Source organism: Burkholderia sp. MR1-5-21 (assembly GCF_053427715.1).
Genome location: NZ_JBSAXD010000005.1, coordinates 186,974 through 206,925 on the forward strand (window position 1 = coordinate 186,974; position 19,952 = coordinate 206,925).

At 66.7% G+C, this 19,952-nt stretch carries 19 protein-coding genes; 9 read left to right on the forward strand and 10 right to left on the reverse strand.

All coding sequences use genetic code 11. The annotated features are described in order from the left end of the window. Positions 1 to 10: 10 nt before the first annotated feature. The 5 genes from ACV229_RS09345 to glnT all read right to left on the reverse strand — a co-directional run bounded on the left by ACV229_RS09345 (position 11) and on the right by glnT (position 5,959). A complete protein-coding gene (locus tag ACV229_RS09345) occupies positions 11 to 1,444 on the reverse strand; it encodes an APC family permease (RefSeq protein ID WP_448082833.1) in 1,434 nt (477 codons plus the stop codon). A 150-nt stretch (positions 1,445 to 1,594) separates the two neighbouring features. Then, entirely contained in the window at positions 1,595 to 2,947 is a 1,353-nt protein-coding gene (locus ACV229_RS09350; protein ID WP_448082834.1) for an FMN-binding glutamate synthase family protein, read from the reverse strand. 25 nt (positions 2,948 to 2,972) lie between these two features. Continuing rightward, positions 2,973 to 3,662, reverse strand: a complete 690-nt coding sequence (locus tag ACV229_RS09355; protein ID WP_448082835.1) for a GltB/FmdC/FwdC-like GXGXG domain-containing protein — start codon at positions 3,660 to 3,662, stop codon at positions 2,973 to 2,975. Further along, on the reverse strand, positions 3,650 to 4,558 hold the full coding sequence (locus tag ACV229_RS09360; protein ID WP_448082836.1) for an amidophosphoribosyltransferase: 909 nt from the start codon (positions 4,556 to 4,558) through the stop codon (positions 3,650 to 3,652). Before ACV229_RS09360 ends, ACV229_RS09355 begins: the two co-directional genes overlap by 13 nt. Positions 4,559 to 4,570: 12 nt before the next feature. Continuing rightward, positions 4,571 to 5,959, reverse strand: a complete 1,389-nt coding sequence (gene glnT, locus ACV229_RS09365; protein WP_448082837.1) for a type III glutamate--ammonia ligase — start codon at positions 5,957 to 5,959, stop codon at positions 4,571 to 4,573. Positions 5,960 to 6,206: 247 nt separating this feature from the next. On the opposite strand from glnT, the gene ACV229_RS09370 reads away from it, so the two are divergent. Then, positions 6,207 to 6,809, forward strand: a complete 603-nt coding sequence (locus ACV229_RS09370; protein ID WP_448082838.1) for a helix-turn-helix domain-containing protein — start codon at positions 6,207 to 6,209, stop codon at positions 6,807 to 6,809. 213 nt (positions 6,810 to 7,022) lie between these two features. On the opposite strand, the gene hutG is transcribed toward ACV229_RS09370, so the two are convergent. Then, the gene (gene hutG / locus ACV229_RS09375; RefSeq protein WP_448082839.1) at positions 7,023 to 7,829 is read right to left on the reverse strand and encodes an N-formylglutamate deformylase; all 807 of its coding nucleotides are present in this window, start codon (positions 7,827 to 7,829) and stop codon (positions 7,023 to 7,025) included. A gap of 17 nt (positions 7,830 to 7,846) precedes the next feature. Continuing rightward, on the reverse strand, positions 7,847 to 8,812 hold the full coding sequence (locus ACV229_RS09380; RefSeq protein ID WP_448082840.1) for a LysR family transcriptional regulator: 966 nt from the start codon (positions 8,810 to 8,812) through the stop codon (positions 7,847 to 7,849). 184 nt (positions 8,813 to 8,996) lie between these two features. On the opposite strand from ACV229_RS09380, the gene ACV229_RS09385 reads away from it, so the two are divergent. The 5 genes from ACV229_RS09385 to ACV229_RS09405 are packed head-to-tail and all read left to right on the forward strand — an operon-like array spanning position 8,997 to position 14,309. Then, positions 8,997 to 10,181, forward strand: coding sequence for an NAD(P)/FAD-dependent oxidoreductase (locus ACV229_RS09385; RefSeq protein ID WP_448082841.1), 1,185 nt, complete (start codon positions 8,997 to 8,999; stop codon positions 10,179 to 10,181). A 33-nt stretch (positions 10,182 to 10,214) separates the two neighbouring features. Beyond that, positions 10,215 to 10,988 carry an electron transfer flavoprotein subunit beta/FixA family protein gene (locus ACV229_RS09390; protein ID WP_448083006.1) on the forward strand — a complete coding sequence of 258 codons (774 nt, stop codon included), beginning with the start codon at positions 10,215 to 10,217 and terminating at the stop codon, positions 10,986 to 10,988. Further along, a complete protein-coding gene (locus ACV229_RS09395) occupies positions 10,985 to 11,929 on the forward strand; it encodes an electron transfer flavoprotein subunit alpha/FixB family protein (protein ID WP_448082842.1) in 945 nt (314 codons plus the stop codon). Before ACV229_RS09390 ends, ACV229_RS09395 begins: the two co-directional genes overlap by 4 nt. Further along, the gene (locus ACV229_RS09400; RefSeq protein ID WP_448082843.1) at positions 11,926 to 12,591 is read left to right on the forward strand and encodes a HutD/Ves family protein; all 666 of its coding nucleotides are present in this window, start codon (positions 11,926 to 11,928) and stop codon (positions 12,589 to 12,591) included. The genes ACV229_RS09395 and ACV229_RS09400 overlap by 4 nt, the downstream gene beginning before the upstream one ends. Positions 12,592 to 12,638: 47 nt before the next feature. Further along, the gene (locus ACV229_RS09405; RefSeq protein ID WP_448082844.1) at positions 12,639 to 14,309 is read left to right on the forward strand and encodes an electron transfer flavoprotein-ubiquinone oxidoreductase; all 1,671 of its coding nucleotides are present in this window, start codon (positions 12,639 to 12,641) and stop codon (positions 14,307 to 14,309) included. Positions 14,310 to 14,433: 124 nt separating this feature from the next. On the opposite strand, the gene ACV229_RS09410 is transcribed toward ACV229_RS09405, so the two are convergent. The 3 genes from ACV229_RS09410 to ACV229_RS09420 all read right to left on the reverse strand — a co-directional run bounded on the left by ACV229_RS09410 (position 14,434) and on the right by ACV229_RS09420 (position 16,589). Further along, a complete protein-coding gene (locus tag ACV229_RS09410) occupies positions 14,434 to 15,459 on the reverse strand; it encodes a LysR family transcriptional regulator (RefSeq protein WP_448082845.1) in 1,026 nt (341 codons plus the stop codon). A gap of 22 nt (positions 15,460 to 15,481) precedes the next feature. Then, complete coding sequence (locus ACV229_RS09415; RefSeq protein WP_448082846.1) at positions 15,482 to 16,183, reverse strand: flavin reductase family protein; 702 nt, start codon at positions 16,181 to 16,183, stop codon at positions 15,482 to 15,484. Positions 16,184 to 16,322: 139 nt separating this feature from the next. Further along, a complete protein-coding gene (locus tag ACV229_RS09420) occupies positions 16,323 to 16,589 on the reverse strand; it encodes a hypothetical protein (protein ID WP_448082847.1) in 267 nt (88 codons plus the stop codon). A 38-nt stretch (positions 16,590 to 16,627) separates the two neighbouring features. Between ACV229_RS09420 and ACV229_RS09425 the strand changes: the two genes are divergently transcribed. The 3 genes from ACV229_RS09425 to ACV229_RS09435 all read left to right on the forward strand — a co-directional run bounded on the left by ACV229_RS09425 (position 16,628) and on the right by ACV229_RS09435 (position 19,927). Then, the gene (locus ACV229_RS09425; RefSeq protein WP_448082848.1) at positions 16,628 to 17,737 is read left to right on the forward strand and encodes an alkene reductase; all 1,110 of its coding nucleotides are present in this window, start codon (positions 16,628 to 16,630) and stop codon (positions 17,735 to 17,737) included. Positions 17,738 to 17,980: 243 nt separating this feature from the next. Next, the gene (locus ACV229_RS09430) at positions 17,981 to 18,985 is read left to right on the forward strand and encodes a LysR substrate-binding domain-containing protein (RefSeq protein ID WP_448083007.1); all 1,005 of its coding nucleotides are present in this window, start codon (positions 17,981 to 17,983) and stop codon (positions 18,983 to 18,985) included. A 141-nt stretch (positions 18,986 to 19,126) separates the two neighbouring features. Continuing rightward, positions 19,127 to 19,927: an alpha/beta hydrolase gene (locus ACV229_RS09435; protein ID WP_448082849.1), complete on the forward strand. Its 801-nt coding sequence runs from the start codon at positions 19,127 to 19,129 to the stop codon at positions 19,925 to 19,927. Positions 19,928 to 19,952 lie beyond the last annotated feature (25 nt).

Here is a 19,952-nt window from a genome sequence, read left to right on the forward strand (position 1 = left end):
GCACGCGTTGTCACTTCTTGCCGAAGATTTCCGATTCGCTTGTTTCGAGGTCGTGCTCGATTCTGTCGAGCACCTGCGGCGAACGCTTTTTCAGCATCATCAACCAGATGATCCCGACCAGCATGTAGGCCACGAACAGATACGGCAGCACGTTGTACGGATAGTCCGGAACCGGGTAGACGCTGCCGATGAACGCGCCGATCATCGCGATCGCGCCGAGCACGCCCCAGACGACGTTGATCGGCTTGAGCTCACCCTGCTTTTTCAGGTAGATCGGCGCCGAAATCGAGATCAGGAAATAGGCGACCAGAAAACCGAACGTGGCGAAGGTACTCGTATAGCCGAAGGTGTTGAGCGGGCCGGTGCCCAGCATCGCGAGACACACGCCCAACGTGATGACGGCCGAGAACGCGACCGCGTAGTGCGGCGTCTGATGCGTGCGATGCACCATCCCCATCGAACGATGCACGAACTGGTAGCGCCCCATCGAGAACAGCAGGCGGCTTGCCGAGTTCAGCGATGCGAGCACGCAGGCAAACGCACTGAACGACGCGATCAGGTAAAAGACCGGCCCGAGCGGCGACGCGCCGACGTTCGTCAGCAACGTCATCAATACCGCCGAGTCGTTGCCGAGCTTGTTCACGTCGCCGTTGTAGGCAACGACCATCGCGTAGGCGACGAACATGAAGAAAAGTCCGGACAGCACGAGGCTCAGAATCACCGCGCGCGGAATCACGCGCAACGGATCCCTGGATTCCTTGCCGAGCGACGCAGCACTTTCATAACCGACGAACGAGAAGATCCCGAGCACCATCGCCTCGGCCAGCCCCTTCGAACTCGTGCCTTGCAGCGTGATCTGCGCATGATCGACGATGTGCTCCGGATGCAGCCAGAAAACGTAGAGCAGCACGCCCATGACAATGGCAACCGACGCCGCCTCGATATAGAGCGAAAGGCGTGACGACAGTTTGATGTCACGGGCGGCGAAGAACCACGCGAGCGCCACCAGCACGACATAGACGGCCAGGCTCGGCACCTTGACGCCCCATGCCGCGCACGCATTCTGCACGAACACGACGCCCGCGGCGCCGACGCCCATCGCGGTGCCCGTATACGCGGCGATCAGCCCCCAGCCGGCAATGCCTCCGGCCATCGGCCCCAGCGCGCGAGCGATGAAGATGAAGAACGATCCCGCAGTCGCGACCCGGCTCGCCAGCACGATGATGTTGAGGCTCACCAGCAACAGCCCGATCGTCGAAAGGCCGTAGATGAGCCAGGTGCCGGTGCCGGCCAGCGCCGCAATCGCGACGACGTTGATCGACGGCGTGAAGGTCGGCGACAGGTTTGCCACCGACTGGCCGATCACCTCTGAAAATCCGAGGCTTCCGTGGCGCAGACCCGCATCCTGAGCGGGCTTCGATATCCCTTGCATTGAGCTATTCATATCGCACTCCACAATAAAATGAACTTGATCGGAAAGAGACGGACACTTCATCGGGCAATCCGGACACACATCGAACTGCCCTGTTCATCGCAAAGGATCGTGAACTCCGCTGCGTCAATCGGGAAAATCAGGAAAAGGCACGCACCCGGATCAGTGGCCCGGAATCCAGGACGTGCCCGCGAGCGGCACGCGCGCCATCGCGGCCGCCTCCACGGTCAGCGCCACGAGGTCCTCCGGCTCGAGGTGATGCACGTTCTGCTTGCCGCATGCGCGCGCGATCGTCGCGAGCTCCATGTTCAGCGTCTTCAGGTAGTTCCGCACGCGGCGCGCGCCTTCCTCCGGCTCCAGCCGTCGTTCGAGCACCGCGTCCTGCGTCGTCACGCCAACCGGGCACTTGCCGGTGTGGCAGTGGTGGCAGAAGCCCGGCGACGTGTTCAATGCCGCGTAATCCGCTTCGGCCGAGTGCAGCATGCCGTTCTGGAAATACCGGTCGCTGTTGCACCCGAGCGCCATCAGCACCCCCTGCCCGATGGCGACAGCGTCGGCGCCGAGCGCGAGCGCCTTCGCGACGTCGGCGCCGGTGCGGATCCCGCCGGACACGATCAGCTGCACCGTGCCCTTCACGTTCAGGTCCTCGAGCGCGTCGACGGCCTGGCGGACCGCGGCAAGCGTCGGAATGCCGACGTTCTCGATGAAGCAGGTCTGCGTCGCGGCGGTTCCGCCCTGCATCCCGTCGACCACGACGACATCCGCGCCCGCATGTACCGCGAGCTTCACGTCGTTGAACGTGCGTGTCGCGCCGACCTTCACGTAGATCGGGGTTTGCCAGTCGGTGATCTCACGCAGCTCCTGGATCTTGATCGCGAGATCGTCCGGGCCCGTCCAGTCAGGATGGCGGCTCGCCGAGCGCTGGTCGACGCCCGGCGGCAGCGTGCGCATCGCGGCCACGCGCGGGTTGACCTTCTGCCCGAGCAGCATGCCGCCGCCGCCCGGCTTCGCGCCCTGCCCGATCACGACTTCGATCGCGTCGGCACGGCGCACGTCGTCGGGATTGAATCCGTAACGCGACGGCAGGCACTGGTAGACGAGCGTCTTCGACGAAAGGCGTTCCTCCTGCGTCATCCCGCCGTCGCCGGTCGTCGTCGACGTGCCGGCCGCCGTTGCCGCGCGCCCGAGCGCTTCCTTGACGTTCGCGGACAGCGCACCGAAGCTCATCCCGGCCACGGTGATCGGAATGTCGAGCACGACGGGCTTCTTCGCGAAGCGCGTGCCGAGCACGGTCTGCGTCGTGCATTTCTCGCGATAGCCCTCGAGCGGATAGCGCGACAGCGACGCGCCGAGGAACAGCAGGTCGTCGAAGTGCGGTACCTGGCGCTTCGCGCCGAGGCCACGGATCTCGTAGAGGCCGCGCTGCGCGGCCGCGTGGATATAGTCGATCGTCTTGCGGTCGTAGCCGTGCGACTCTTCGTGCTGCAAGCGTGCGAAGTGAATGGTCTTTTCCATGGCGTGTTCTCGATGGAGCGTGGATTCAGTATTCCTGGTTCGCGTCCGCGTTCCAGTGATAGAGCGTGCGGGCCGACGCGATGCGCTTGAACGCGTGCGGATCGTGATCCAGCCCGGCCGCGTCGAGCAGCGCCGCGACGGCGCTCACGTCGGCGCCGGTCATCGGCTCGAACTGCGCATCCGCGCCGAGCGACTTCACGTCGCCCTTCACGTAGAGCACCGCCTCGTACAGCGAATCGCCGAGCGCATCGCCCGCGTCGCCGCAGATCACCATGCGGCCGGCCTGGGCCATGAACGCGGAAAAGCTGCCGACCGAACCGCCGACCACGATGTCGCCGCCCTTCAGCGAAATCCCGCAGCGCAGCCCCGCATCGCCATCGATCACGAGCAACCCGCCGTGCGCGGACGCGCCCGCGCCGTTCGACGCGAAGCCCTTCACGTGCACCTTGCCGCTCATCATGTTTTCCGCGACGCCCGTTCCGGCGCTGCCCTCGATGACGATCGTCGCGTGCTTGTTCATGCCGCCGGCGTAGTAGCCGGCGTGTCCGTCGATCGTGACGGTCACGTCGGCGTCGACGCCCACCGCGATGTTGTGCGCGCCGTTCGGCGACGTCACGACGACTTGCCGGCCGTCGAGCGTGTCGGCGCTGCCGTGCAGGTACTGGTTGACGTCCCTGACGGTCGTGCGCTCAAGGTCGAAAGTCACGCGTTCCATACGTACATCTCCTCGGGTGCGGGTTCGAATACCTTTGCGTTCTTGATGTCGGGCAGATGCGCGAGCGAGCGGAACTCGGACGCGATCGCGACGTAGTCGTCGTTCTCCGCGACGACGGCGGGCTTGCATGCGAACGGGTCGCGGATCAACGCCAGCTCGGTCGGCGTGCCCATCAGGAACGTGTAGAAGCCGTCGAGTTCCTCGAAGCCCTTCTGCAGCGCGACCGGCAGCGCGTCGCCTTCGCGCAGGCGCCATTCGAGGAAGCGGCACGCGGCCTCGGTGTCGTTGTCCGTGTCGAAGTGAATGCCCTTCGGTTCCAGCTTGCGGCGCACGCCGTACGGATTCGACAGCGACCCGTTGTGGACGAGGCAGAAATCCTCGCCGGCCGTGAACGGGTGTGCGCGGTCCGGCGTGACCGCGGATTCGGTCGCCATCCGCGTATGGCCGACGAGATGCGAGCCCTGCAGGCCCGAGAACGCATAGCGATCGGCCACTTCGGCCGGCGCGCCGATGTCCTTGTACAGGTCGATCGAGCGCCCCGCCGACAGCACGTACACCTGCGGATAGTGTTCGTGCAGCCAGCGCCGGACCGTCTCGGCCTGGCTCTGCACGGTCAGGACCGCATGATTGCGCTTCGCGCCAATGCGCGCCGTCACGTCCATCGACGCGTTGAGCCGGTCGGCCAGCGCCTCCCACGGGAAGTGCTCGCCTTCATCGGTGAAGCCGGAATACAGGCTCAGCTTGCGCTGGCTTGCATCGACCGACTTGCCGAACACGGCGAGCCCGGCCGAATCCGGGCCGCGCTCCGTCATGCCGATCAGCATCGGCACCATCAGTTCGCCAAGCCGCTCGCGCAATGCCGGCGTCTTCACCAGCAACCCTACGATTCCGCACATGTTGCTCTCTCCTTAGAAGAATTCGAGGTACTGCCTGACTTCCCAATCCGATACGTGCCGCATGTATTCGAGCCATTCCATCCGCTTCAGCTTGAGGAATTCGTCGGCGACAGGGCCGAGCGCTTCGCAGATCACGCGGTCGGCCTCGAGCGCGTCGAGCGCGTCGCCGAGGTTCTGCGGCAGCACGCCGATGCCGTGCTCACGCAGCTTCTGCGCCGGCCAGTCGTAGAGGTTCTCGTTCGCAGGCGCACCGGGCGACAGCTCGCGGTCGATGCCGTCGAGGCCCGCCGCGATGACGGCCGCGGTCGCGAGGTACGGGTTGCAGGCGCCGTCGGGCAGGCGCAGTTCGATCCGGCCACCCGGCATCCGCACCATCGTCGAACGGTTGTTGTCGCCGTAGCTGATGTACGCGGGCGCCCATGTCGCGCCGGTCAGCGAACGGCCGACGACGAGGCGCTTGTACGAATTGATGGTCGGATTGCAGAGCGCGGCGAGCGCAGGCGCATGCGCGAGCAGGCCGGCCGTGAAGCGGTAGCCGAGCGCCGACAGGCCCATGCCGAGCGGATCGGCGTCGTCGGCGAACAGGTTGCGCTTGCCGTCGCCGATCGACATGTGCATGTGCATGCCGTTGCCCGGGCGGTTCGCGAACGGCTTCGGCATGAACGAGCAGATCATCCCGAGTTCGTTCGCGATCTCCGACGCGGCCATCTTGAAGAACACGTAGTGATCGCACGACGTCAGGCAGTCGGTGTACGTGTAGTTGATCTCGAACTGTCCGTTCGCATCCTCGTGGTCGATCTGGTAGACGTCGATGCCGACCGCGCGCAGCGATTCGGTGAGCTTTTCCAGGAACACCCGCGTGCGCGACAGGCCCTTGTAGTCGTAGCACGGCTTCGCGAGCGTGTCGCTCGGGTCGCACGGCTCGAGCGTGCCGGACACCGACCGCTTGAGCAGCGAGAACTCCGGCTCGAGGCCGGTGAACAGCGTCCAGCCGCGCGCCGTCATGCGCGCGACCTGCTTCTTCAGCGTCACGCGCGAATCGAAGGCCCACGGCGCACCGCCCACGTGGCCGTCGCAGACGATCCGCGCGAGCCCCGGTTGCCAGGGCACCGGCGTCAGCGTCGCGAGTTCGCCGACCGCCATGTAGTCGGGCCCGTTCGGCTCGATGCCGACACCCCAGATCGCAAAGCCGGCAAAGCCTGCGCCCGCCGTCAACACGCTCTCCAGGTGAGCGACCGGCACCGACTTCGCCTTGGCCACACCGTGGATGTCGACGAATTGCGCGAGCACGTACTTCACGCCCTGTTGCGTGAGATACGCCTGCGCCTCCGCCGCGGACGCGAAGCGCGGCACGCTTCCGAGCGCGTTGACGGGCAACTTGCTCGCATCGTTCAGGTTCATCGTCACTCCTTGCAACTGCATCGTTCGCTGGTTTGAGGAATCCGCTCGACGCGCGAGCGACCCGGCTGCGGGACATGGGCGGGCACCGCTCGGGGCGGGCTGCGACCGTATCCGCAATGCATGGCCGAATTTATTGACGTGCAACAATAATTCCTGCCATGAAACTCCTTGCCCGCGCGCCGACGCGTCCCGCCATGCCGGCGTGCGTACTGCAATCTGCTACCCTTGCCCTTTTACGAGGTCGACGATGCACCCCGCAGACGACAGCAAGACACCGCTCGAACGCTACCTCGGCGCGACGATCCGCGAGCTTCGCCAGCGCCACGGCCTGACCATCGCGCAAGTCGCGCAACAGGCCGGCATCAGCCGCGGCATGCTCTCGAAGATCGAGAACGCGCAGACTTCAACCGGTCTCGACGTGCTCCACCGGATCGCGCAGGCGCTCGGCGTATCCATCTCGACGCTGTTCCGCAACTTCGACGTGCCGCAAGGCGGCGCCCAGCTCGTGAAGAAAGGCGCCGGCATGGAGGTCGTCCGCAAGGGGACGAAAAGCGGTCACACCTACCATCTGCTCGCCTACGACCAGGGGCCGCGCAAACTCTTCGAACCGTTCCTGATCACAATGGAGGACGAAGCCGAGCGCTTTCCGGTGTTCGAGCATCCCGGCACCGAGTTCATCCACATGCTCAAGGGCGTGATCGAGTACCGGCACGGCCAGCAAACCTACGTGCTGCATCCGGGCGACACGCTGACGTTTCGCGCCGATATCCCGCACGGCCCCGAACGCCTGATCAAGACTCCGATCCAGTTCCTGTCGATCTTCGTCTACGGACAGACCGCCGAAGAATGAGCGCACTGTCATGACAGATGATGCAAGCTCCGTGCCATGTTTATCTCCAGGAATCAAAGATTCCCATGGATAAACACTCCTGGCGGAATCGGACCGGTTGATCAGCGGTGTCATGCGAGGGTGCCTGCCTGTCGAAGGTGCGGTTCCGTGCCGAATGCGGTGCAGCGTCGCACTGAAACGGGAACCGCGGTTACGAAGATGTATCAGTAGTACTTATGCTGCTGCCGGCAACGACGCGAGCGCGTCCAGCGCGCCGTCGATCATCCGGCGCAGCGTCGGCTGCACGGCGGCCGCGCGCGCCGCGTCGTAGTCGAACGGGTAGGCCTCGCTCATGTACGTCGACTGGCACATCTCGAGCTGGACCGCATGCACGCCGCGCGCCGGCTCGCCGAACCGGCGCGTGATGTAGCCACCCTTGAAGCGGCCGTTGGCAACCGACGTGAACGGGCTCGCAGCGGCCGCGCACACAACCGCGGCCTGCACGGCGGGTGCGGCGGTCCGGCCGTCCTGGGTGCCGATGTTCAGGTCGGGCAGTTTGCCGTCGAACAGCCGCGGCAGCACGCTCGCAATCGAATGCGCCTCCCATAGCAGCACGTGCCGATGGCGCGCGCGCAAACGCGCCAGTTCGGCTTCGAGCGTCGCGTGATACGGCTGCCAGTACGCGGCCACGCGACGCGCCTTCTCTTGCGCGTCGGGCACGCGCCCCGCCCGGTATAGCGGATCGCCACGAAAGGTTTCGCCCGGACACAGGCCGGTCGTCGTCTGCCCCGGATACAGGCTCTCGTCGTTCGGTGGACGGTTGAGGTCGATCACGTAGCGCGACACACGCGCGCCGAGCATGGTTGCGCCGAGTGCCGACGCGAATGCGTACAGGTGATCGAGATACCAGTCGGTATCGGCGAGCGTCAGTGCGTCGTCGGTGTACATGTCGCGCAGCGACTCGGGAATCTCCGTGCCGAGATGCGGAATCGAGATCATCAGCGGCGCGTCGCCGCATCGCAGCGTATAGAGGTCGCTCACTCAGGGCTCCATTTGAATCAAAGCAACGCGTCGTCGGGCAGTTGCGGCAGGCTGCGCGCGAGCGCGGGCCGGATCGAGCGGTCGACCACGGTTCGCGTCAGCGCGACGATCTCGCCGACGAAGTCTTCCCACTCGCCCTGCCGGTGCAACAGGAAGAAATCGCGCCGCCCGAGCCGCGCGGACGGCAGCGGGATCACGGCGATCTCGCCGAGGTAATGGCGTGCCTGCCACAAACACAGCGGCGTCGAGATCGCGAAGCCGAGCCGCGCGGCCACGAGACTCAGCAGCGGGTCCGTCGCATCGAATTCGAAGCGTCTCGGACTGTCGATGCCGAGGTGACGCGCGAAGCGCTCCACCTGCTGGCCGATCACCGAACGCGCCGTGTAGCGGATCAACGGCAGCTCGGCCGCAAGCGTGCGCCAGTCGACCGTCGCGCGGCCGGCCAGATGGCTGCGCGCGACGACGGCGACGAATGCCTCCGAGAACAGCGGCACCTCGACGATGCGTGCGTCGGTGAGCGCCGTCTGCGTACACACCGCGACATCCAGTTCCCGGTCGTGCAATTGTCTGGAGAGTCCGGGCGTGAGTCCGGACCACATCGAAATCTGCCGCGACGCGCCCGATACCGCGCGGATCAGTTCCGGCCCGACCGTCGCCGCGAACGAATCGACGCAGCCCAGCCGCACCGGCACGCGGCCCGCGTCGGACGCATCGCCGACGCGCGTGCTGACCATCTGCGCATGCTCGAGCAGCGGGCCGGCGAGTTCGAGCAGCGCGCGCCCGGCGGTATTCGGCCGCGGCGGGCGGCTGTCGCGGTCGAACAACGCCGTGCCGTGCTCGCGCTCGAGCGTGGCGATCGACTGGCTGATCGCGCTCTGGCTTACGCCGATGCGCTTGGCGGCGGCAGTCATCGAGCCGGATTCGCACACGGCGACGAACGCCTGCAGCGCGCGCAGATCGATTGGCGGTGGGGTGCGTCTCATCGCTTCTCCAAGGTTGCCCGTCGGATGTGGCCGATCCGGCAACACGGGACGAATGGTGCGCCGGATCGGACGGCGCGCACGCTGAATGAGCATTTACGGGCGCGCGTCATAAGTTTGCCTAATACAAAATTCGGCGACGCCGCGGCTTTCTAGAATTGGCTCACCGCCTACCCAGAGGGAATCCATGAGCCACTACGACTTCATCGTGATCGGCGCCGGCGTGATCGGCGCGTCGGTCGCGCATCACCTTGCCGCGCTCGGCGCCGGCACCGTGCTCGTGCTCGAGCGCGGCATGATCGGCGCCGGCACGACGTCGCAATCGTCCGGTCTGCTGCGCACGCACTATTCGGTCCGCCAGAACGTCGAGCTGGCGCGCGCGTCTTGGTGGGCGTTCAACAATTTCGCCGAATACGTCGGCGACGACGAAGCATCGTGCGGGCTCGTCAAGTGCGGCTACATGATCTGCGCGCCGGAAGGCAACAAGCTCGAGCCGCTGCGCGCGTCGCTCGACGCGCAGCGGGCGATGGACATCGAGGTCCGGCTGCTCGACCGCAACGAGGCGCGCGCGTGCCTGCCGATCGCGCAGTTCGACGATGCCGCGCTGATCGGCTTCGAGCCGGAAGCCGGCTTCGCCGACGCGTACCTCGTCGCGACGGGCTTCGCGAAATCGGCACGCCGCCGCGGCGTGAAGATCCTCGAAGGCACGACCGTCACGGGCGTCGTGCGCGACGGCCACCGTATCGCCGGCGTCGACACGAGCGCAGGCCGCTTCACGTGCGGCACGCTGATCAGCACGCAGAACATCTGGACGCCCGAGCTCGCGGCCTGGATCGGCGTGCCGCTGCCCGTCAAGCCCGAACGGCACACCGTGCTCGCGCTCGAATGCGACGCGAAATACGCGTTCCAGATGCCGGCGTTCAAGGATCTCGGCTCGCCCGGCATGCTGTATTACCGCAGCTACGGCGGCAGCCAGATGCTCGTGTCGGAGGGCGTCGTCGGCGAGACACTGAACGCGCCGGAAACCGAACAGGGCGACATCTCGCTCGACTATGTCGCCGAAGTCGGCGCGCAGGTCGCCGAACGTTTTCCGGCGTACGAGACGGCCGGGCTCGCGTCGTCGTGGACGGGCGTCTACGACGTCACCCCCGACTGGAACCCGGTGCTCGGCGGCGTCCCCGGCATCGACGGGCTCGTCGTCGGCTTCGGCTTCTCCGGCCACGGGTTCAAGCTGTCGCCCGGCATCGGCAAGCTGCTCGCGCAGCATGCGCTCGGCCTGCCGACCGACGTGTCGCTCGCGCCCTATGCGCTCGAACGCTTCGCGACCGGCGCGCTGCTCACCGGCAAGTACGGCCACGGCGCCGTGTCCTGATCCCAATCGCTTCGACGAGACATTGCCATGCCCATCAAGATCCTGGTGCCCGTGAAGCGCGTCGTCGACCCGAACGTGCGCGTGCGCGTCGGCTCGGCCGGCGCGATCGAGACGGCCGGCCTCAAGATGTCCATCAACCCGTTCGACGAATGCGCGCTCGAAATGGCGCTGCGCCTGCGCGAAGCCGGCCACGCCGCGCTGGTGAGCGTGCTCACCTGCGGCCTGCCGGTCTGTCAGGACGTGCTGCGCACGGGCCTTGCGATGGGGGCGGACGACGCGATCCTGATCGACACCGGCGACGCGACCGCGTCGCTCGACTCGCTCGGCGTCGCGCGCCTGCTGCACGCGTATCTCGGCACGTCGCCGTACGACCTTGTGCTGTGCGGCAAGCAGGCGATCGACGACGACACCGGCGGCGTCGCGCCGATGCTGGCCGGCCTGCTCGGCTGGCCGCAGGGGCTCGATGCGACCGCACTCGCGCCCGACGGCGACGGCTGGCGCGTTACCTGCGGCGACGACAGCGGCACCGCGACGTGGCGGCTGGACGGGCGGGCCGTCGTCAGCGCCGACCTGCGCCTCGCCGAGCCGCGACGCGTGACGCTGCCGAATATCGTGAAGGCGAAACAGAAGCCGATCGCGGTCGTCGAGGCCAGCCGCTTCGGGATCGATCTGGCGCCCGCGTCGCGCGTGGTCCGGCTCGCCGAACCGGCCGCGCGCCGCGCCGGCGAGCGCGTCGCGGACATCGATGCGCTCGTCGCGGCGCTGTCCGCGCAGAACGTATTCGCCCACTCTGGAGCCTCCGCATGAGAACGCTCGTTGTCGCAGAAACGACCGCCGACGGCACGCTCGCCGATGCGGTCCGGCGCGTGGTCAGCGCCGCGTGCGCACGACGCCAGCCGGTCGACGTGCTGGTGCTCGATCCCGCGGCGGCGTCCGAGGCGGCGCTGATCGACGGCGTGGACGCGGTGATCCGCCCGGACACGCAAGATGCGGCAGCCGTGATCACGCCCGAGGGTCTGGCCGCGCAGTTGGCCGGGCTGGCGCCGCGCTACGCGTTGATCGCGGCCGCGCATCGCACGCTCGGCCGCAACGCGCTGCCGCGCGCCGCCGCGCTGGCCGGCGCGGCGTTCGTCGCCGACGTGACCGGCATCGCCGACGACGGCGACTTCGTGCGCGGCCTGTATGCGGGCAGCGTCGTCGCGACCGTGACCAGCGCGCGCGACACGACCTTCATGACCGTGCGCGCGTCGTCGTTCGCGCCCGCCGGCGTCCGCACGGAACCGGCCGCGATCGTGCCGCTCGCCGCGCAACCCGCGTTCGCCGCGACGACGCTGCTGGAACGGCACGGCGCGCAGTCGAGCGGCATCGATCTCGCGAATGCGCCGATCGTCGTGTCGGGCGGGCGCGGTCTCGCATCGGGCGAGAACATGGCGCGGCTCGGCGCGCTCGCGGCACGGCTCGGCGCTGCGCTCGGCGCATCGCGCGCGGCCGTCGACGCGGGCTACGCGCCGAACGCGATCCAGGTCGGGCAGACCGGCAAGACCGTCGCGCCCGACGTCTATCTCGCGTTCGGGATTTCAGGCGCGGTGCAGCACCTCGCGGGGATGAAGGATTCCAAGCTCATCGTCGCCGTCAACAAGGACCCGGACGCGCCGATCTTCTCGCTCGCGGACGTCGGCTTCGTAGGCGACCTGTTCGACGTAATGGCTGCGCTCGAGCGTCACATCGGCGCAGGAGGCCACGCATGACACCTCTGCATATCGCAGGCGGCGACGGGCGCGGAACGCCGGCCGCCATCGAGCGCGCAGCGGGCAGCCAACCGGCGTCGCGCTATCCGTGCGTGCAGTTCATCGACTGCGCCCGGATCGCGCCGGAATCCTGGGCGAACGGCAGCGGCGTCACGCGGACGATCGCGAGTCGCACCGGCGCCGATGGCGATATCGACTGGCGGACCAGTCTCGCGACGCTTGACGGGTCGGCCCGCTTCTCGCGGTTTCCGGGAATCGACCGCCTGCTCGTGCCGGTCGACGACACGAGCGTCGAACTGCACGCGCAGGACGGACACCTGATCGCGCGCCCGACCGAACCTGCGCAGTTCCCCGGCGACCTGCAGATATGGACGAGCGGCATCGCGCGGCCGACGCACGTGCTCAACGTGATGACGCGCCGCACGGCCTGCCGGGCGACCGTCGTCGTGGCGACGCATTCGTGCCGCGTCACGCCGGCGTCGACGCATCTGCTGATCTGCGCGGCGGGCCAGTGGCGCGTCGGCAGCGCGCTGCTCGGCACGCAAGCGCTGCTGCCCATGCATGGCATGTGGCTCGATGGACACGGCAAGGATCTCGACCTGAAGTCCACCGCCCCCGAATCGCGGCTGATTTCGATCGCGATCGAGCCGGCCGTACGTTAGCGCTTGTCTCCTAGCGCTTATCCCTCGCTTACCCCCGGTACCCGCTCATGTCCCACGCCTCGCTGATCGAACGCTACGGCCCGCGCGAATCGATGGAATACGACGTCGTGATCGTCGGCGGCGGCCCCGCCGGGCTGTCGGCGGCGATCCGGCTCAAGCAGCTCGCCGCCGGGAAAGGCGCCGAGATCGGCGTGTGCATGCTCGAGAAGGGTTCCGAGATCGGCGCGCACATCCTGTCCGGCGCGGTGATGGATCCGCGTGCGATCACCGAACTGTTCCCCGACTGGAAGGAGCAAGGCGCGCCGCTGACCGTCGAGGTCACGGAAGACCGCTTCCTGTTCCTGTCCGAGAACAGCGCGAAGCAGACGCCGAACTGGGCGCTGCCGGACAACTTCAAGAATCACGGCAACTACGTGATTTCGCTCGGCAACGTCACGCGCTGGCTTGGGGCACAGGCGGAAGCGCTGGGCGTCGAGATCTTCCCGGGCTTTCCGGCCGCGGAGATCCTGTACAACGACGACGGCTCGGTGAAGGGCGTCGCGACCGGCAACATGGGCGTCGGCAAGGACGGCGAGCCGACCGAGAACTTCCAGCTCGGCATGGAGCTGCACGCGAAGTACACGCTGTTCGCGGAAGGCTGCCGCGGCCACCTCGGCCGCCAGCTGATCGCGAAGTACAAGCTGGACGCGAACGCCGATCCGCAGGCGTACGGGATCGGCATCAAGGAGCTGTGGGAAATCGACCCCGCGAAGCACAAGCCGGGCCTCGTGATCCACACGGCCGGCTGGCCGCTGAAGCCCGATACCTACGGCGGCTCGTTCCTGTACCACATGGACAACAACCAGGTCGTCGTCGGCTTCGTGGTCGGCCTCGGCTACACGAACCCGTACCTGTCGCCGTTCGAGGAATTCCAGCGCTACAAGACGCATCCGTCGATCCGCGCGTTCCTCGAAGGGGGCAAGCGCGTGTCGTACGGCGCGCGCGCGATCACCGCGGGCGGGCTGATGTCGCTGCCGAAGACGGTGTTCCCGGGCGGCGCGCTGATCGGTGACGACGCGGGCTTCCTGAACGCGTCGCGGATCAAGGGCAGCCACGCGGCGATCAAGACCGGGATGCTGGCGGCGGAAGCGGCATTCGACGCGGTGCAGGCCGGGCGTCAAAGCGACGAACTCAACGCGTATCCGGATGCGTTCAAGCAATCGTGGCTGTACAACGAGCTGCACCGCGCGCGCAACTTCAAGCAATGGATGGCGAAGGGCCTGTACCTCGGCACGCTGATGGTCGGCATCGAACAGAAGCTGATGGGCGGCAACGTGCCGTGGACGCTGCATCACAAGCATGCGGACCACGAGATGCTGAAGCCCGCGTCGCAATGCCAGCCGATCGAGTATCCGAAGCCGGATGGCAAGCTGACGTTCGACCGGCTATCGTCGGTGTTCATCTCGAACACGAACCACGAAGAGCACCAGCCGGCGCACCTGACGCTGAAGGATGCGAGCGTGCCGGTGAACGTGAACCTGCGCACGTACGCGGGCCCGGAAGCGCGCTTCTGTCCGGCCGGCGTCTACGAGTTCGTCAAGAACGATGGCAACGAAGATCGCTTGCAGATCAACGCGCAGAACTGCGTGCACTGCAAGACCTGCGACATCAAGGACCCGACGCAGAACATCGTGTGGGTCACGCCGGAAGGCGGCGGGCCGAATTACCCGAACATGTGATCGCGCGCGGGCGACGGACGTTTCGAATGATCAGCCCATGCTCGCACCGACATCTCACCTCCGTCGCTGCGCGCTGCCGACGCTCGCTCCGAAGGAGTCCCTCGTTATGGAGGTTGCTGGCGCGTTACAGCAAGCTGCTCGCCCCGCTGTCCGTGTGGTGCAACGGGTTCGCGTGGTCGCCGGTGTCCGGAAAAAGCCGCTGGTTCAGGAAATCGACGAACACCCGCACCTTTGGCGGCATCATGCGCCCCGAGGGCCAAAGCGCGCGAAACGGATGGCGGTCGGCCGTGAAGTTTCGCAGCACGGCGACGAGCGACCCGTTGGCCAGCTGTGCGCGCACCGAAAAGTCCGGCACGCTCGCAAAGCCCAGCCCCTGCTCGGCCAGCGCGATGAGCGGCTCGACCGCGCTCGCGATCGCCGTGGCAGGAAGCTCGACCTCGAACGATGCGCCATCGCGCACGAACGACCATTGCCGCAGGCGTCCGGTGCGCGAGAAGCGATGCTGCAGGCACGCATGCGCGGCGAGGTCTTCAGGCGCGGCCGGCACCCCATGCTCCGCGAGGTACGCCGGCGAGGCCACGACCACATGCGAAAAATGGCCGAGCGTGCGCATGGTCAGTTGCGAATCGACGACCTCGCCGGTTCGCAGGACCACGTCGAAGCCGTCCTCGATCACATCCACGATGCGGTCGCTGAAGTCGATGTCAAGCTGCACGTCCGGATACGTGCGAATGAATGCCGCGAGCGCCGGCATCAACAGCATGCCGACCCGCGGAACGCTCACGCGCAGGCGGCCCGTGGGCGTCGCGCGCGAAACGGCCAGTTCGGATTCCGCCTCGACGATCTCGCCAAGGATGCGCTGGCAGCGCGCCAGAAAGAGTTCGCCTTCGGGCGTGAGGCGCACGCTACGGGTGCTTCGATGAAACAGCCGAAGACCGAGGCGCGCCTCCAGCCTCGCGACCGCCTTGCCGACCGCCGACGCAGAAATCCCGAGCTGTCGTCCCGCCTCCGAAAAGCTCAGCGTTTCCGCCGCGCGCGTGAAGATCGCGATGCCGCTCATGCGGTCCATCGCGCCGCCCGACCGGCCGTTCGGAGCGGGCAAGTCATGTGGCATCGAGCCCTTCGAAGCGGCGTCCATCCGGATCGTCACGCGGCACCTCCAGAAAGCGCGGTCATGCGGCTGCCGAACGAGCGCCCATCTCCGCACGCGTGCCAGGATCCTGGTCTTGTCTGGTCCGGGCCTCGGCCGATTGCGAGATCCAGTTCTGCAGCGGAATCGCCGGCAGATGAACGACATCGGCGGTACGCACATAGGTGTTGGCTTCGCCTCGACCGATCAGGCGCAGCTTGCGCGTATCGATGTAGCCCTGCTCGAAGTCCATCACGGCCTCGTCCACGACGTGCATCGCGACGACGCGGCCGAGCACGAGCGAACGCGACGGCCCGAGCGGCACGATATCGAACAGCCGGCACTCGAATGAAACCGGGCTCTGCGCGATGCGTGGCGTCCGGATCTTGCTCGACGGCGCCGGTACCAGCCCCGCTTCGACGAATTCACTGCGATCCGGCGGAAAATCGATGGCCGTGACGTTCATCATCTCGAGGTTCGATTCGCCCACGAGATTCACGACGAACTCCTGCTCGCGTCGGACATTCGCTCCGGTGTCCTTCAGGTCCGTGCCCGAGCGGTGCAGGATGCTGAAACCGAGAATCGGCGGATCTTCACCAAACGCATTGAAGAACGAAAACGGCGCGGCATTCAGTTCGCCGCGTTCGCCGAGCGTCGATACCCATGCGATCGGCCGCGGCGTCACCGACGCGCCAAGGAGCTTGTAGCGCTGCTTCGCATCGACCTGTTCGAAATTGAATTCCATGCTTGCCTCTGCTCTTTCGGAAATGCGTGTCGACGCCGATCTCATGCCGAAACCGCGATACGGCCGACATGCTCGTGCTGTTCCGGCGCGGGACATACCTGCGTCCGGCTTCCACTCTTCATCCGACCCGGGGGAAGGATCACGCGCGGCGAGGTTCGATCCGCAACACGCCCGTCAGGTTGGCTTGAATTATCGGAATGACCGTCTGGCGGATAAATCCCCGAGCAAGGACATGACAATTCTCCGCACCAGAACAATGGCCGGCGAGATTCGTGATCCAGGAATCGGCGATTGCGGACAGCCGTGTCCGAAGTGAGTCAACCGCCGGGCCGTTTTTCTTGCGCGCGCCGGCCTCTACATTGGCGCCCAGCAGGCCCGGTTGCCGGCGTGGTCCAACGGTCTTCATCCGGTTCCTTTCCGAATTCCCTGTCGTGGAGAATGAAAATGTCCAGGCTCTTTTCAAGAATCGCGGTCGGCCCCTATGAATTTGAGCACCGCGTCGTGCTGGCCCCCCTCACCCGCATGCGTGCCGAAAGCGGCGCGCGCCCCGGCCGGCTCATGGCCGAGTACTACGCGCAGCGCACCTCGCCCGGTGCCCTGCTGATCGGCGAAGCCACCATCGTCGCGCCGAACGGCAACGGCTATCTTGGCGCCCCCGGCCTCTACGACGATAGCCAGATCGCGGGCTGGAAGGCCGTGACCGACGCCGTGCACGCCAAGGGCGGCCGAATCTTCCTGCAGCTCTACCATGCGGGCCGTCAGTCGAACGCCGAATTGCAGCCCGATGGCGGTCGCCCCGTGGGGCCGTCCGAAGTGCCCCATGGCGGCGTCGCCCACACGGACGCGGGATGGGTGCCCAACACGCCGAACCGCGCACTGGAAACGGCGGAAATCCCCGGCATCGTGGAGCGCTTTCGCGCAGCATCCGAACGCGGCGCGAAGGCGGGCTTCGATGGTGTGGAGCTCCACGCCGCGAACGGCTACCTGTTCGACCAGTTCCTGCAGGACGGCAGCAACAAGCGCACCGACGCATACGGCGGCTCGTTTGCCAACCGCGCCCGCCTGCTGCTCGACGCCGCACGCGAAGTGATCTCGGTGTGGGGCGCGGACAGGGTCGCGGTCCGCCTGGGCCCGAGCGGCTCGTTTGGCGACATGTCCGATAGCGACCCGGAAGCGTTGTTCACCTACGTGGCTTCGGAGCTGGACAAGCTCGGCATCGCTTACCTGCATCTGATCGAGCCGCGCATCGCCGGCGCCGCGGAGAACGAGACGCGCGCCCAGCACCCGGTCGCCGCAAAAATGCTCCGCGCGCACTTCCACGGCCCCATCATCGCAGCGGGCGGTTTCAACGGCGACGGCGCCGAAGCGATCCTGCAGTCCGGCGACGCCGACCTGGTCGCGTTCGGCCGGCACTTCATCGCCAACACGGACCTGCCCGAACGTCTGCGTCGCAATTTGCCGCTGAACGCGTACGATCGATCGACGTTCTTCGGCGGCACCGACGCCGGCTACACAGACTACCCGGCATACGACGAGGAGCCCGTCGCGGCATGAGACTGCATGCCGCCGCCGGCTCCGCAACCGGCTAACCGCCTGTCCCGCCCGCGTATGGCGGCATTTGCCGCCGCGGTTTAGACTGCGCGCTGGGCGTGACGGTCTCGCGACCGCGCCGAAACGGTGCGCCGCAACACCGGTCGGCGCCTCTGCGGCCCCGCCATGTTTCCGGCCTCCCACGCGCGTGGCGCGCGTCGGGGGCCGTCTGCATTTTCAACGCGTGGTTCTGATGAGGTGTGGCCAATGGATATCGTGCTGGCGATGAGAGTATTCGCCCGCGTCGTGGAAACGAAGAGCTTCACGCGCACGGCCGACACGTTGAACCTGACACGGGGACGCGTGACCGTGATCGTCCAGAGCCTCGAAGCGCACCTGAAAACACGTCTGCTGCAGCGCACCACGCGCAGCCTGAACCTCACGGCGGACGGCGCCGCCTATTACGAGCGATGTGTGCGCGTCCTCGCCGACATCGACGACATCGAGAGCTCGTTCCTCGGCAAAGAGCGATCGCCGCGCGGCAAGTTGCGGGTGGACATGCCCGGCGCACTCGGGCGCCTCATCGTCATGCCGGCGCTGAGCGACTTTCACGCGCGCTTTCCGGAAATCGACCTGATGCTCGGCCTCGGCGACAAGCCGCTGGATCTCGTGCAGGAAGGCATCGACTGCGTGGTGCGCATCGGCACGTTGCAGGATTCGTCGCTCGTCGCACGACGCGTCGGCATCTATCAGGCCGTCACCGTCGCGAGCCCCGGGTATCTCCGTCAGTCGGGCGCCCCGCTCACGCTGGACGAGCTCGCGAATCACCGCACGGTGAACTACTACTTTGGGCGCACGGGCCGGATCATGCCGCTCACGTTCGAGATCGACGGCAAGATGGTCGACGTGAAGATGCGCGGCTCCATCGCGGTAAACGACGCGGAGGCCTATTTGCGCGGCGCGCTGAATGGTCTCGGCATCGTCCAGGGCGCCCGCTTCATGGCGCTGCCATACCTCGAATCGGGCGAGCTGGTCGAGGTTCTTTCGCAATGGAAGCCGCCGCCGCTGCCCATTTCCGCCGTCTATCCGCACAATCGCCACCTCTCCGCGACCGTCCGCGCGTTCGTCGACTGGATCGCCGAACTGTTTCGCAACAACCCGTTGATGTCCAGCACCCCTGAGACGGACGCGCGGTGCCGCCCGACGAGCATCGAAGTCCAGGACGGCGACGCGCTCGACCTTGCCGGCGACGAAGAGGAGCCGATCGCGTAAGCGAGCGTTGCCGGGTAAGGATGCAGCATTGTTCTCTTTCAGAGAACACTGTTGGGGCGAGCCCAGGATTTATCGGCCCGGCGGTAACGACCAGAATTCGTGCATTGTTCCTGCAAGCGAGAACGCTGCGCGTTGAATGGCATGTCTACCGTTTCCCATTCGAGTTTGCTGATCGAGGAAGTTCGCATCAACGGCTACAGCCAGCCGATTGCGATGCGCAGCTTCAGACCGTCGGCACAGAAGCACCGGCTCTCGATCATCCTCTATTTCCACGGCGGCCTGTTCACCGCCGGCTCGCTCGACGACACGAATGCGGTGTGCGAAGCGCTCGCGCTGCACGTACGCGCGTGGGTGCTGTCCGTCGGCTACTCGCTCGCCCCGGTGTTTCCCTTTCCGAATGCCGTCGAAGACGCGCATCGCGCGTTGCAGTGGGTCCGGTCGGAAGCCGGCGGCGTGTGCGCGGACAAGCGGCAGGTGGCCGTTGCCGGCCACGATGCCGGCGGGAATATCGCTACCTGCGTCGCCGCCATCGCGCGCGACCGCGGCGACCCAGGCATCCGTGCCCAGGTGCTGCTCGCGCCGCTGCTCGACCCCAGCATGACCCGCATCGGTCGCGACACGACTCATGCGGCACCCGGGATCGACACGCTGGCGGCCAGCTACCGCGCCTATCTGCCGAAGCTCGCGCAACGCGTCCATCCGTACGCCGCGCCGCTCGAATCGCGCCGCCTTGCCCATCTGCCGGCGACGTTCATTGCCAGCGTCGAGCATGACCCGCTGCATGTCGAAGCCGAACATTACGCCGCGTCGCTGATCGCCGCGGGCGTCCCCACGGAATGCGCCCGCTACTCGAACACGACGCGCGCCGGCATCGCAACGCACGCGCCCACGCTGCTCGCGGCCGGCGGTTTTCTCCAGCGACACCTTTCGGGCAGCCGATGACCCCGAACACGAGACAAATCCAGGA